Origin of the sequence: Sphaerisporangium rubeum, from assembly GCF_014207705.1 — a bacterium.
GTDB classification, from domain to species: Bacteria; Actinomycetota; Actinomycetes; order Streptosporangiales; family Streptosporangiaceae; genus Sphaerisporangium; species Sphaerisporangium rubeum.
In genome coordinates, this window is the sequence record NZ_JACHIU010000001.1 from 3,748,765 (window position 1) to 3,761,409 (window position 12,645).

Annotated in this window: 11 protein-coding genes; all 11 read left to right on the top strand. The window is 72.4% G+C overall.

All coding sequences use genetic code 11. The features are described 5' to 3' along the window. Positions 1 to 512: 512 nt before the first annotated feature. The 11 genes from BJ992_RS16115 to BJ992_RS16165 all read left to right on the top strand — a co-directional run bounded on the left by BJ992_RS16115 (position 513) and on the right by BJ992_RS16165 (position 12,617). Positions 513 to 2,741: a HelD family protein gene (locus BJ992_RS16115; RefSeq protein ID WP_343072691.1), complete on the top strand. Its 2,229-nt coding sequence runs from the start codon at positions 513 to 515 to the stop codon at positions 2,739 to 2,741. 783 nt (positions 2,742 to 3,524) lie between these two features. Then, positions 3,525 to 5,132, top strand: a complete 1,608-nt coding sequence (gene lnt, locus BJ992_RS16120) for an apolipoprotein N-acyltransferase (RefSeq protein WP_246496665.1) — start codon at positions 3,525 to 3,527, stop codon at positions 5,130 to 5,132. Further along, entirely contained in the window at positions 5,132 to 5,875 is a 744-nt protein-coding gene (locus BJ992_RS16125) for a polyprenol monophosphomannose synthase (protein ID WP_184981802.1), read from the top strand. Before lnt ends, BJ992_RS16125 begins: the two co-directional genes overlap by 1 nt. Positions 5,876 to 6,080: 205 nt before the next feature. After that, complete coding sequence (locus tag BJ992_RS16130; RefSeq protein WP_184981805.1) at positions 6,081 to 6,602, top strand: FxsA family protein; 522 nt, start codon at positions 6,081 to 6,083, stop codon at positions 6,600 to 6,602. 47 nt (positions 6,603 to 6,649) lie between these two features. Further along, positions 6,650 to 6,880, top strand: coding sequence for a hypothetical protein (locus tag BJ992_RS16135; RefSeq protein WP_184981807.1), 231 nt, complete (start codon positions 6,650 to 6,652; stop codon positions 6,878 to 6,880). A gap of 2 nt (positions 6,881 to 6,882) precedes the next feature. After that, positions 6,883 to 7,365 carry a Clp protease N-terminal domain-containing protein gene (locus BJ992_RS16140; protein WP_184981809.1) on the top strand — a complete coding sequence of 161 codons (483 nt, stop codon included), beginning with the start codon at positions 6,883 to 6,885 and terminating at the stop codon, positions 7,363 to 7,365. A 313-nt stretch (positions 7,366 to 7,678) separates the two neighbouring features. Further along, positions 7,679 to 8,071, top strand: coding sequence for a GntR family transcriptional regulator (locus BJ992_RS16145; protein ID WP_343072692.1), 393 nt, complete (start codon positions 7,679 to 7,681; stop codon positions 8,069 to 8,071). Then, entirely contained in the window at positions 8,068 to 8,958 is an 891-nt protein-coding gene (locus BJ992_RS16150) for an ATP-binding cassette domain-containing protein (protein ID WP_184981812.1), read from the top strand. The genes BJ992_RS16145 and BJ992_RS16150 overlap by 4 nt, the downstream gene beginning before the upstream one ends. Further along, positions 8,955 to 10,022: an ABC transporter permease gene (locus tag BJ992_RS16155; protein ID WP_184981814.1), complete on the top strand. Its 1,068-nt coding sequence runs from the start codon at positions 8,955 to 8,957 to the stop codon at positions 10,020 to 10,022. Before BJ992_RS16150 ends, BJ992_RS16155 begins: the two co-directional genes overlap by 4 nt. After that, on the top strand, positions 10,019 to 11,449 hold the full coding sequence (locus BJ992_RS16160) for a S41 family peptidase (RefSeq protein ID WP_184981816.1): 1,431 nt from the start codon (positions 10,019 to 10,021) through the stop codon (positions 11,447 to 11,449). The genes BJ992_RS16155 and BJ992_RS16160 overlap by 4 nt, the downstream gene beginning before the upstream one ends. Positions 11,450 to 11,459: 10 nt before the next feature. Then, complete coding sequence (locus tag BJ992_RS16165; protein WP_184981818.1) at positions 11,460 to 12,617, top strand: alpha/beta hydrolase family protein; 1,158 nt, start codon at positions 11,460 to 11,462, stop codon at positions 12,615 to 12,617. Positions 12,618 to 12,645: the final 28 nt, after the last annotated feature.

A 12,645-nucleotide genomic window follows, 5' to 3' on the forward strand; every position in this document is an offset into this window, starting at 1 on the left:
ATCTCAGAGGTGACCGTACCGCCTCGCCACGCACGGTGCGCGCCGGGGTCCGCGGACGGCGGTCTCCAGCCGTTCCGCCGCGGGGACGCGGCGGTCCGCTGTGCGCGCCGGGGTGCGCGCCGGGGTGCGCGGACGGCCGTCCGGTTCGCGAGCACTCGCCTGCGGATCCGGCGGAGAAAGTGAAGGGATCGGTGGACCCGTCGCCGGAGGTGGTCACACCGCGGCAGGGGAGCGGCGTATGTTGTCCCGGTATGTCCGTGCGAAAGCCCCGTAAAATGCGAAGACGCCGCCTCTGAGGGCGGCGAGCAGCACGAGGGATATGGGCCCGGATCTGCTATTCTGTGGGCTCTCACCACAACTGTCACAGACATCACAGTGAACGCATATAAAAAATAGGCCCGGAGCGTCCCATTACTACCAATAATAACGAGGTCCCGGCCGCGCGTCAACTCGAGCTCGCCAAGGAGCAGCGGCACCTCACCCGGCTCTACCAGCGGCTCGACGTGCTGCGCGTGCGCACCAGGACGCAGCTCGACGGTGTGCTGGCGCAAGGCGGCGGCGGCACCCACCAGAACCGCTCCGAGCGTGACACGTTCGCGGTGATGTACGCCGAGCGGCTGTCGCGGCTGTGGGCCGTGGAGAACGGGCTGTGCTTCGGGCGGCTGGACCTCGACGACGCCGACGCCGATGTCGACAAGACGTTGTACATCGGCCGCATCGGCATGTCGGACGACGAGCAGGTCCGCCTGCTCATCGACTGGCGGGCCCCGGTCGCGCAGCCGTTCTACCGTGCCACCCCGGCGAGCCCCATGGGGGTGACCCGCCGCCGCCACCTGCGCACCCGCGACCGCCGCGTCACCGGTGTGGACGACGACCTGTTCGACCTCGACCGGCTCACCGACGACGACCGCGCCACCCTCAACGGCGAGGCCGCGCTGCTCGCGGCGCTCGGCGAGAAGCGCACCGGCCGCATGCGCGACATCGTCGCCACCATCCAGGCCGAGCAGGACCGCATCATCCGCAGCGACCTCGGCGGCGTCCTGGTCGTGCAGGGCGGCCCGGGGACCGGCAAGACCGTGGTGGCGCTGCACCGCGCCGCGTACCTGCTGTACACCCACCGCGACGTCCTGGCCCGCCGCGGCATCCTCATCCTCGGCCCCAACCCCACGTTCATGCGCTACATCGAGCAGGTTCTGCCGTCGCTCGGCGAGACCGACGTGCTGCTGTCCACGGTCGCCGGCCTGTACCCCGGCCTCACCGCGACCGCGCGCGAGAGCGCCGAGGCCGCGGTGCTGAAGGGCTCGCCACGCATGGCCGACGTGATCGCCAAGGCGGTGCGCGACCGCCAGCGCATGCCGCCGGGACCCATCGACATCGACCTCGGCAACTACACCCTGCGCCTGGACCGCCGCACCCTGGAGGCCGCCGCGTCCCGCGCCTCCCGGGGCCGCCGGCCCCACAACCAGGCCCGCGCCGTGTTCGTCCGCCACATCCTCGCCGTCCTCGCCAGACAGGCCGCCAAACAGCTCGGCCGCGGCCTGCTGGAGGAGGACGAACTGGCCGACCTGCGGGAGGACCTGCGCACCGAACCCGCCGTCAAGGCCGCGCTGAACCGCCTGTGGCCCTACGTCACCCCGCAGCGCCTGCTGATCGGCCTGTTCTCCTCCACCGAGCGCATGACGTACGCCGGGCTGCGGCCCGCCGAACAGGACATCCTGTTCCGTGAGCCGCCGCGCGGCGGAGCGTCCCTGTGGACCGAGGCCGACGTGCCGCTGCTGGACGAGGCCGCCGAGCTGCTCGGCGACATCGACCCCGCCGTGCTGCGCGCCGCCGCGCTGCAGGCCGAGGAGGACCTCGCCGCCGCACGCCAGGCCGAGGAGGCCGAACGGCAGTCCGAGATCGCCTACGCGCGCGAGGTGCTGGAGCTGACCGGCATGTCCGGCATGGTGGACGCCGAGCGGCTGGCCGCGCGCCACCGCGGCGACGGCGAGCACCTGACCACCGCCGAGCGGGCCGCCGCCGACCGCACCTGGGCCTACGGCCACGTCATCGTGGACGAGGCGCAGGAGCTGTCGGCGATGGCGTGGCGCATGCTGATGCGCCGCAGCCCCAACCGGTCGATGACCGTGGTCGGGGACATCGCGCAGACCGGCACCGCCGCCGGCGCCACGTCCTGGGCCGGCATGCTCGACCCGCACGCCGCCGGCCGCTGGCGGGTGGAGACCCTCACCGTCAACTACCGCACCCCCGCCGAGCTGATGGCCGTCGCCGCCGACGTGCTCACCCTGGTGGGGCCGGAGCTGAAGGCCCCCGACCCGGTGCGCGAGACCGGCGTACGGCCCTGGGCCCGGCGTGTCGGCGGGCCCGAGGAGCTGGCCGAGGTGGTGGCGGGGCAGATCGTCCCCGGCGGCCGGCTCGCCGTCATCGTGCCGGCCTCCCACGCCGGGCCGATCGGCGCGGCGGTCACCGCGGCGGTGCCGGACGCGGTGGCGGGGCCCGGCGCCGCGGCGCTGGAGGCCCCCGTCGCGGTGCTCACCGTCACCGAGGCCAAAGGCCTGGAGTTCGACTCGGTGATCGTGGCCGAACCCGCCGCCATCCTCACCGGATCACCCCGCGGCGCCGGCGACCTTTACGTTGCGCTGACCCGGGCCACCGGGGCCCTCGGCGTGGTCCACACCGGCGACCTCCCGGCCGTACTGTCACGCTGCGCAGGGCTTCCCGAAGACCCGCGGGACGGCTGACCAGGCGAACCACCCCCGGCGCGGCACGCACCGGGCCGGGGGACATCGGTCCACATGACGCCACTCACGTCTCCTTGTCTACCTGCGAAAACTTGGTGTTCCCGCTGATCGGGACACGGTTGACATCTGAGCTGAGGTCGGTAATTTGCTGGACAGTCCAGCACGGGACTGCCGGTTGGCCGTCTACAGACATCGTCGGGTTCTGCGGCATGACGGGGCACGGCTCCGATCGCTCAGCCAGTCGCAGCGCCGTCGGTCCGTCGAGTCGGGGCACCCCAGCCGGATGGGGGGTTGGACCCGGGAAGGGCCCGGACACCCAGTAGACAACGGAACTCCGCGCTCGCCGCCGACGGGACGGATCCGGTCCGAAGGGTCGTCCGGGCCCTCTTCCCATCCCGTGCCACACCTCGCACCGTGATCCCTGGCCCAGGCACCGGGAACCCCCAGGGATCACCATGCGCACCCCTCCAGGACACGCGGGCCTTCGCGTCGGCGTCCCAGAGATCACCATCGGCACCCTTCCCGTCCGCCTCCAGGACGGCGCGGGCCCGGCGTCCCAGGAAATCACCATGCGCACCCCTTCCGTCCCGGAGCGCGATCACCTGGCGGCGGGGTGCCGGTGCCGTGGCGCGCCATGGATCACGCGGCGGTTGGACCCCGCGCGCGCGGACGGTAGCGTTCGTTGGTCACCGCACAGAACAGCGAGTGGAGAACGAGCGCCACGTGGCCCGGCCAGCGGTTGAGCAGCATCATCTGAGGTCGCCTGCCGTCGCAGGAGCCTCCTTGAGCCGTGCCTGGACGCGTCCGGCGGCGGCCGTGGCGGGGGGCCTGCTTCTGTATGTTTCATTCCCGCCGATCGGTTCGTGGTTCCTCGCGCCGGCCGGTGTGGCGCTGCTCACCCTCGCGGCGCGCGGCGCGGCCGTCCGGCGGGCCGTGTGGCTCGGGTACCTCGGCGGCGCGGCGTTCCTGCTGCCGGGCCTGGCGTGGGTGCGGCCCATCGGGTACGACGCCTGGCTGATCCTGGTGGCCGTCGAATGCCTGTTCCTCGCCGCCGCCTCCGGCGCCACGGCCCTGGTGACACGGCTGCGGTGGTGGCCGCTGTGGGTGGCCGCGCTGTGGGTGGCGCAGGAGTGGGCCCGCGGCCGGTTCCCCGTCGGCGGCTTCCCCTGGATGCGCCTGGCGTTCGCGCAGGGCGAGTCCCCGTTCACGCCGTACGCGGCACTCGGTGGCGCACCCCTGGTCACCTTCGCCGTGGCCCTGTGCGGCGCTCTGCTCGCCTTCGCGGCGCTCCGCCTGACCCGGTCAGGCGCCGCCGCACCGACCGGCCGGTCCCGTACCGCCGCGCCTGACAGCGCCACCACCGCCGCGCCGGGGGACCCCGGCGGCCTCCGTACGGCGGCGCTGCTGCTGGCGGGGGTCCTGGCCGTGCCGCTGCTCGGGTACGCCGTGCCGCGGCCCGCCGCCGAGGGGGGCCGGGTGATCCGGGTCGGCGTGGTGCAGGGGGACGTGCCGGGGGAGGGCATGGGGTTCCTCGGCGACAAGCCGGCCGTGGTGCTCGGCAACCACGCGCGCGTCACCCACGAGATGGCCGCCGACGTGCGGGCCGGCCGCATGCCGCGGCCCGACATCGTGATCTGGCCGGAGAACTCCACCGACATCGACCCCTACCGCAGCGCGCAGGCCCGCCAGACCATCGACGCCGCCGCGAGCGACATCGGCGTGCCGATCCTGGTCGGCGCCATCGCCGTGGACCCCGACGGCGAGCACCGCCGCACCCGCGCCATCGTGTGGGACCCCAGGACCGGCCCCGGCGCGTACTACGACAAGCAACAACTCGTGCCGTTCGGGGAGTACGTCCCGTACAAGGCGCTCCTGGAGCAGTTCTTCTCCCGGGTGAACCTCGTCGGGCTGCAGTCGCTGCCAGGCGACCGGCCAGGCGCGCTGCGCATGGGCCCGGTCACCATCGGCGCCGTGTCCTGCTACGAGGTCGCGTTCGACGGCGTCGTGCGCGGCACCGTCCAGGCCGGCGGCACGCCGCTCGCGGTGCAGACCAACAACGCCACCTACGCACGCAGCAACCTGCCGCCGCAGCAGCTCGCCATGTCGCAGCTGCGCGCGGTGGAGCACGACCGGGCGGTGGTCATCGCGGCCACCACCGGCATCTCGGCCTTCGTCGACCACACCGGGAAGATCCGCTGGCGCGGCGCCGAGAAGGTCACCGCCAAGGCGGTGCTCGACGTGCAGGTCCGCACCGGCCAGACCCTGGCGACCCGCCTCGGTCCGCTGCCGGAGTGGTTCCTGCTGCTGGCCGCCGCCGGCGCCGTAGGCGTCGCCGCGGCCCGGCGCCGGGCTCCGCGCAGAAAGGACACCAGCGGAGGAGAGGACGCCTGATGGACCGGACCCTCGGACGGGTGCTCGTCATCGTGCCCACCTACAACGAACGGGAGAACCTCCCGGTCATCGCGGCCCGCCTGCGCGCCGCCGTCCCGGAGGCCCACCTGCTGGTCGCCGACGACAACAGCCCCGACGGCACCGGCGCCGTCGCCGACGAGCTGGCCGCCGCCGACGACCACGTGCACGTGCTGCACCGCCCCGCCAAGCAGGGTCTCGGCGCCGCCTACCTCGCCGGCTTCGCCTGGGGCCTCGCCGAAGGCTTCGACGTCCTGGTCGAGATGGACGCCGACGGCTCCCACAGCCCCGAGCAGCTCCCCGCGCTGCTGGACGCGCTCGCCGCCGGCGCGGACCTGGTGATCGGCTCACGCTGGGTGCGCGGCGGCAAGGTGGTCAACTGGCCGGCGAGCCGCGAGTTCCTGTCGCGCGGCGCCAACACCTACGCGCGCATCGTGCTCGGCGTGCCGGTCCGCGACACCACGGCCGGCTTCCGCGCCTACCGCGCCTCCACCCTGGAGAAGATCGGCCTGAGCGACATCCAGTCCGAGGGCTACTGCTTCCAGGTCGACCTCACCCTGCGCACCATCCGCAACGGCCTGCGCGTCACCGAGGTCCCCATCACCTTCACCGACCGCACCGTCGGCGCCAGCAAGATGAGCCGCGCCATCGTCGCCGAGGCCCTGTGGCGCGTCACGTTATGGGGCATCGCCGGCCTGCCGCACCGCCTGCGCCGCACCCGCTGACCGTCCCACGCCGCGTTCACGGACGGACAGCGCCGCCGAAGGCGTCCCGAGAGGCCGGCCACGTCACGCGCCTGACCGGCGAACCGGTTCCGGTTCCTCACCGCGACCGCGGCACAGGTGGGGCCCGCCGTCCCCGTCGGCCGGTCCCGCCGGGAACCGCCTGGCGGGTTCCGGCGTTGTACATGCCGAGGTGAGGGGTGAGGCCATGTTGCGCGTAGTGCTTTTCCTGGCGTTCCTGATCGTGCCGGTGCTGGAGATCTGGACGCTGATCCAGATCGGGCAGGTCATCGGCGGGTGGCAGACGGTCGGCCTGCTGATCCTGGACAGCCTGCTCGGTGCCTGGCTGGTCCGCCGGGAGGGCCGGCGTGCCTGGCGCGCGCTGCGGCAGGCCGTGGAGTCCGGCCGCATGCCTGACCGTGAGCTCGCCGACGGCGCGTTGATCGTCGCCGGCGGCACCCTGCTGCTCACCCCCGGCTTCCTGAGCGACATCCTCGGGTTCATCTGCGTGCTGCCTTTCACCCGGCCGCTCGCGCGCCGCGTACTGGCGTGGTTCTTCAACCGCCGGGTCCGCCTGCTGACCGCAGGCACGCCGTACGCCGTGATGTTCCCCGGCCGCCGGGACGCCTCCCGGCACCCCGGCGGCACGCGCGTCGTCCCCGGCCACGTCGTCGACGACTCCGCTCCGCAGGACGCGAGGCCCGTCGCGCGCCGTCCCGTCAACCCTTAAGCAACTTTGGTTGACTAATGTCGGGTCCGGCGGCTACGGTGGCCGTCATGTCCGGTACCGAGTCTCCCGTGCCCGCCGACCCCGCGGACGCGCTGGCGGCCGTGGCCGCGTTGCGGCGGCTCGCGGACCGGATCGAGGACGCCGCCGTCGAGCAGGCCATGCGCGAGGGGTGGAGCTGGCCGCAGGTCGCCGAGGCGCTCGGGGTGACGCGGCAGGCGGTGCACAAGAAGCACGCCAAGCGGCTCGTCGACGCCGGTGTGAAGCTCAGGAGGCGCTGACCGTGGCCGCCATCGACGAGTACATCGACGCGATCATCGAGCGCGGGGGACGTGACGCGCGCGACGACGGCTCGGCGGCCATCGAGGCGCACCACCTGCTGCTGGCCGTCGCCGCCGGGGGCGACACGACCAGCCGCGCCGTCCTGACGTCCGCAGGACTGGACCACCGGTCGGTCAGGGACGCGCTGGACCGCGAGTTCGAGCACAGCCTCGACGCCGCCGGCGTCTCGACGGCCGCCTTCCACCTGCCCCCGCCGACCCTCACCGGCCCTCCGCCGTCCCGGCTCGGCGCGTCCGCCAGACTGGCCCTGGAACGCGGCTTCGCCTGCGTGTCCCGCAAGAAGGACCTGCGTCCGGCACATCTGCTGATCGGCATCCTGCGCGCCGAGACCGGCACCGTGCCACGTGCCCTGGCCCTCGCCGGGATCGACAGGGACGACCTGATCGGCCGCCTCCACCGCGAAGTGCTCACCCAGGCCACCTGACACCAAGGCCGCGGGACCGGCCGCCGCGTCGACCCTGAATTCGCACCGGCGACCGCCGTCCGGCTTCGCGCCGCCTTTTCCGGTCATGCCCGCGGCGTCCCGCGCTTCGCGGACCGATCACGTCACGGTCCAGCGGCGGCGCGGCCTCACGGCGCCGCGTGAACCCTTCCCCGGACGCCTGGAGCCGCCGTTCCCTCGGCAGGCTCTGCTGCGCCACGTCAGGCGCCACCGGCGAGGCCGTTTCGGCGATCTTTTCGACCTGTCAACGTCTATAAGGCTATAGTGCTAGGGTCCTAGATAAATGGAGGATCCAGTGATCGAGTTCTATCTGGACGGCAGGTCGGGTGTGTCGCCGTACCTGCAGCTGGTTCAGCAGGTGCGGCACGCGCTGCGGCTCGGCCTGCTGCGCGAAGGAGACCAGCTGCCGACCGTCAAGGAGGTCGTGGCGCAGCTGGCGATCAACGCCAACACGGTCCTCAAGGCCTACCGGGAGCTTGAGCACGAGGGCCTGGTGGCCGCGCGTCCGGGGGTGGGGACGTTCGTGACGGCGACGCTCACCGGCGCCTCGCTGGCCGCGCACGGCCCGCTGCGGCTGGAGTTGCGGCGCTGGCTGGCCAAGGCCCGCCGGGCCGGCCTCGACGACGAGAGCATCGAGGCCCTTTTCATGACCACATTTCGGACGACCGCTCAGGAGGACATAGCGTGACTTCGGTCCTGCGGGCCCAGGAACTGGGCAAGAAGTACGGCAGGCGCTGGGCCTTACGTGAGTGCACCGTCGACATCCCGGCCGGTCGCGTGGTCGGGCTGGTGGGCCCCAACGGAGCCGGTAAGACCACGCTGCTGAAGCTGGCGTGCGGCCAGCTCGAACCCACCTCAGGCGGCATCACGGTGCTCGGCGGCCGGCCCGCGAGCACGCCGGCGCAACTGGCCAGGGTGGGGTTCGTCGCTCAGGACACCCCCGTCTACGCGGGGCTGACCGTCGCCGATCACCTGCGCCTCGGGGCACGGCTCAACCCCCGCTGGGATCCCGTCCTGGCGCGGGAACGCGTCACGAGAGTCGGGCTCGACCCCGGGCACCGGGCCGGCAAGCTGTCCGGCGGCCAGCGCGCGCAGCTCGCCCTCACCCTGGGCCTGGCCAAGCGGCCCGAACTGCTGATCCTGGACGAACCCGTGGCCTCGCTCGACCCGCTCGCGCGCCGCGAGTTCCTGCAGGGGCTGATGGAGGCCACCGTCGAGCACGAGCTCAGCGTGGTGCTCTCCTCCCACCTGGTCTCGGACCTGGAACGCATCTGCGACCACCTGATCGTGCTGGTGGACTCCCGCGTCCAGCTCGCCGGCGAGGTCGACACGCTGCTGGCCACCCATCACCGGCTCGTCGGCCCGCGCCGCGACCCCGACCGGCTCCCCGCCGACCAGCACGTGGTCTCCGCCAGTCACACCGACCGGCAGAGCACCTTGGTGGTCCGTACCGACTCCCCGATCCACGACCCCGCCTGGACGGTCACCCGGCTCGGCCTGGAGGACCTCGTCCTGGCCTACATGGACCACCGCACCGCCGTGCGCCGGCCGGTCGCCCTGGAGGTGCAGCGATGATCTGGCTGACCTGGCGTCAGTTCCGCGGCTCGGCCGCGATGATGGCCGCCGTCCTCATGGTTCTCGTCGTCGTCCTGGCCCTGACCGGTCCCGAACTGGCCTCCGACTACGCCGCCGGGATCGCCGGCTGCACCCCGAGCGACACCTGCCTCGACTTCTTCGACCGGTTCTTCGACGACCACGACATCATCTTCCTGGCCCTCACCGTCGTCGTGCTGATCGTGCCGGCGCTGGCCGGGCTCTTCTGGGGAGCACCGCTGATCACCCGTGAGATGGAGTCCGGCACACACCTGCTGGTGTGGAACCAGAGCATCACCCGCGGCCGCTGGCTGGTGGTCAAGCTCGGGCTGATCGGCCTGGCGGCCATGCTCGCCGCCGCCGTGTGCAGCCTCGCGGTGACCTGGTGGTCCGAGCCCCTGGACAGGTCGGCCGTTCCGGAGATGGCGCAGATGGCTCCGGTGGTGTTCGGCGCGCGCGGTATCGCCCCGATGGGGTACGCGGCCTTCGCGTTCGTGCTCGGGGTGACCGTCGGCATGCTGATGCGCCGCACCCTGCCGGCCATGGTCCTCACCCTGGTGGTCTTCGCCGCGATCCAGGTCGCCGTGCCGCTGCTGGTCCGGCCCCACCTGATGCCCCCGGTCACCGGGACCTTCGAGCTCGGCCGGGAGAACGTGGACGGCCTCGGCGGGCCACAGGGCGGACCCATGCACATCTACCTGAGGACGTCGGCCGTTCCCGGCCACCCGGGGGCCTGGGTCCTGTCCAGTGAGCTGATCGATCCGTCCGGACGTACGATCTCCAGCGGAGACGGAGGCTCGGGACCGTCGTCGACGATCGCGACGGCCGTCCCGATCTCCACGACGTCGGGACCCTGCTCACCGCAGCAACTACCCGCAGGGGGGTGCACGGCCGAGTTCAACCGCCTCGGCTACCGGCAGCTGGCGACCTACCACCCCCTCGACCGCTTCTGGCCCTTCCAGTGGATCGAGACCGGGCTCTACGCTCTGCTGACCCTCGTCCTCATATGGTCGTCGTTCTGGTGGCTCCGCAGGCGCCTGTCATGACGGCCGTCAGGACCGTCGGGGCGACCGCGGCCGCCGGGCTCGCGCTCCTGCTGGCGGCGGCCTGCACCGCGCCGACGCCACCGCGCAGAGAAGCCGGCACCCAGGCCGCCACGGTGTGCGTGCCGCCCCAGGGACCGCCGCAGGCGGAGACGGCCACCACGATCGACGTCATCGAGCAGGCGTACTTCTGCATCCTCGGCAACTACTACAGCGGTGCCACGCTGGACGCACGCGCGCTGCTGACCACAGGATTCGCCGCACTGAAACAAGAGCTCAACCGCGAGGGCCGCGATGTCCCCGAGGCGACCATGCCCGCGCTGACCGGCGACCGCGAAGCCGACTGGACCGCCTTCGAGACCACCTACCGCACGATCACCGACCAGGTCCCCGGCCTCCGTGACAAGCTGGCCGCCGTCACCCTCGAAGCCGTCGTGGCCGGCCTCGGCGACAACCACGCACGCTGGACCCACGACGTCGAGCGTTCCCCCGACTACTACGACGGCGACGGCTACGGACTGGGCCTCCAGGCGAACGTCGACGGTCCCCAGGCGGACACCAGCCCTGGTGCGGCCCTGCCTCCGCTGTTCGTCACCACCGTGGACGGCGGCGCCGCGCAGGCCGCCGGGCTGCGACCAGGCGACGTCATCGAGTCCGTCAACGGATCGGCGCCTTTCCTCGACGGCAAGGCCACCCCCGCGATCGGCGCTCTGTATCCGGACTACCCGGAGGCACGGCCGGTGCGGCTGCGGCTGCTGCGGCAGAGCACCGGCCGCCGCTGGAGCGTGACACTCAAGCCCGGCCTGTTCCAGCGGGACCCGGCCACCCTGCGCGTGGTGTGGTCGAAGCTGCTGGACGACGACATCGCCTACGTACGGATGCACGCGTTCGCTCCCGACTCCGCGGACCGGGTCCTCAAGGCGATCTCCCGGCTGCGGAAGGGCCGGACGCTGTCCGGCGTCGTGCTGGACCTGCGCGGCAACGGCGGCGGCAGACCGACCGAGGCGATCCGGCTGGTGAGCGCGTTCGTCCACGGCAAGGTCACCGCCTACCAGTGCACCGTGGACGGCAGGTGCGAACCCGCGCGGACCGACGACACCGTCGAGCTGGTCGGCCTGCCGCTGACGGTGCTCACAGACCGCGGCTGCGCCTCGGCCTGCGAACACTTCAGCTCCGCGGTCAAGGACCTGCGCCTCGGCCGGCTGATCGGCACCAGGACCGCCGGCGTGATCTCGGGCCCGGCGCAGACGTACCTGCTGACCGACAACACCACGCTCGGCCTCCCCACCAGGCACCACCTGGGCCCGAACCGCGAGGTGATCGACCGGATCGGCGTGCCACCCGACCACCACGTGCCCCTGACCCCCAAGGACGCGGCCGCCGGACGCGACACCGCGCTGGCCAAGGCCGTGACCTTGCTGCACAAGTGAACGGACCTCCATGAGACACCTCCTGGCCGTCGCCGCGGGACTGGCCGTCCTCACCGCGTCCGCCTGCTCGGCCCCCACCCCACCCCGGTCCGACGCCGGCCCGCCGGCCACACCGACCGGCCCGGCCGTCCTGCCGGCCCCCACCGGCGACCACCCGGTCGGCACCACCGTCCGGTATCTGACCGACACCTCCCGGCCCGATCCCTGGGACCTCGACGTCAGCGCCAGGGAACTCAAGGTCACCCTGTGGTACCCGGCCAAGCGGCGCGAGGGGCCGCCGGCGCCGTACATGACACCCAAGGAATCGGAACTCCTGCTGAAAGGCTCGGGGATCGCGAACGTGCCGTACGACACGCTGAGCAAGACCCGGACCAACGCCGTCAAGGACGCCGAACCCGCGGGACGGAGGCTGCCGCTGGTGGTGCTGTCACCCGGCTTCACCAAACCGATGAGCACCCTCACGTCCCTGGCCGAGGACCTGGCCAGCCGGGGGTACGTCGTGGCCGGCATCGACCACACCTACGAAAGCTACGCCACCACCCTGGCCGACGGCCGGGTCGCCGAATGCATCGCCTGCGACAGCAACACCGACCCCGGCTTCGGCGCGGGGCTGGTCCAGGGCCGGGCCGCCGACGTCTCCTTCGTCCTCGACCAGCTGACCGCCAAGGGGCGGCATTCCGACCTGATCGACCGCAAACGGATCGCGATGGCCGGCCAGTCGATCGGAGGGGCCGGCACCGTGGCGGCCATGATCAAGGACCCGCGCATCCGCGCCGGGATCGACATGGACGGCACCACCTACGCGCGCATCCCCAAGAGCGGCCTCTCCCGGCCGTTCATGTTCCTCGGTTCGCACGAACATGTCCCGGGTGGCCGCGACACCTCGTGGGACCGCGACTGGACGCTGCTGACCGGGTGGAAACGCTGGCTCGTGCTGTCGAACGCCGAACACCAGACCTTCACCGACATCCCGCTGGTGGCGGACGCCATCGGCCTCGAACCTCTCCCCGGCATGATGCCCGCGGCCCGTGGCGCCGAACTCACCCGCACCTACGTGGCGGCCTTTCTCGACCGGCACCTGAAGGCACAGCGGCAGCCCCTGCTGGACAAGCCGTCGACGCGCCACCCCGAGGCCAGGTTCTGCCCCGAGTCCTGTGCTCGATCCTGAGGCCCGGCACGTTCGCCGCGGCCTTCGG

Coding starts and splice junctions, on each gene's coding strand:
- BJ992_RS16125 (WP_184981802.1), top strand. CDS start 5,132: ATGGACCGGACCCTCGGACGGGTGCTCGTCATCGTGCCCACCTACAAC.
- BJ992_RS16130 (WP_184981805.1), top strand. CDS start 6,081: ATGTTGCGCGTAGTGCTTTTCCTGGCGTTCCTGATCGTGCCGGTGCTG.
- BJ992_RS16135 (WP_184981807.1), top strand. CDS start 6,650: ATGTCCGGTACCGAGTCTCCCGTGCCCGCCGACCCCGCGGACGCGCTG.
- BJ992_RS16155 (WP_184981814.1), top strand. CDS start 8,955: ATGATCTGGCTGACCTGGCGTCAGTTCCGCGGCTCGGCCGCGATGATG.
- BJ992_RS16160 (WP_184981816.1), top strand. CDS start 10,019: ATGACGGCCGTCAGGACCGTCGGGGCGACCGCGGCCGCCGGGCTCGCG.
- BJ992_RS16165 (WP_184981818.1), top strand. CDS start 11,460: ATGAGACACCTCCTGGCCGTCGCCGCGGGACTGGCCGTCCTCACCGCG.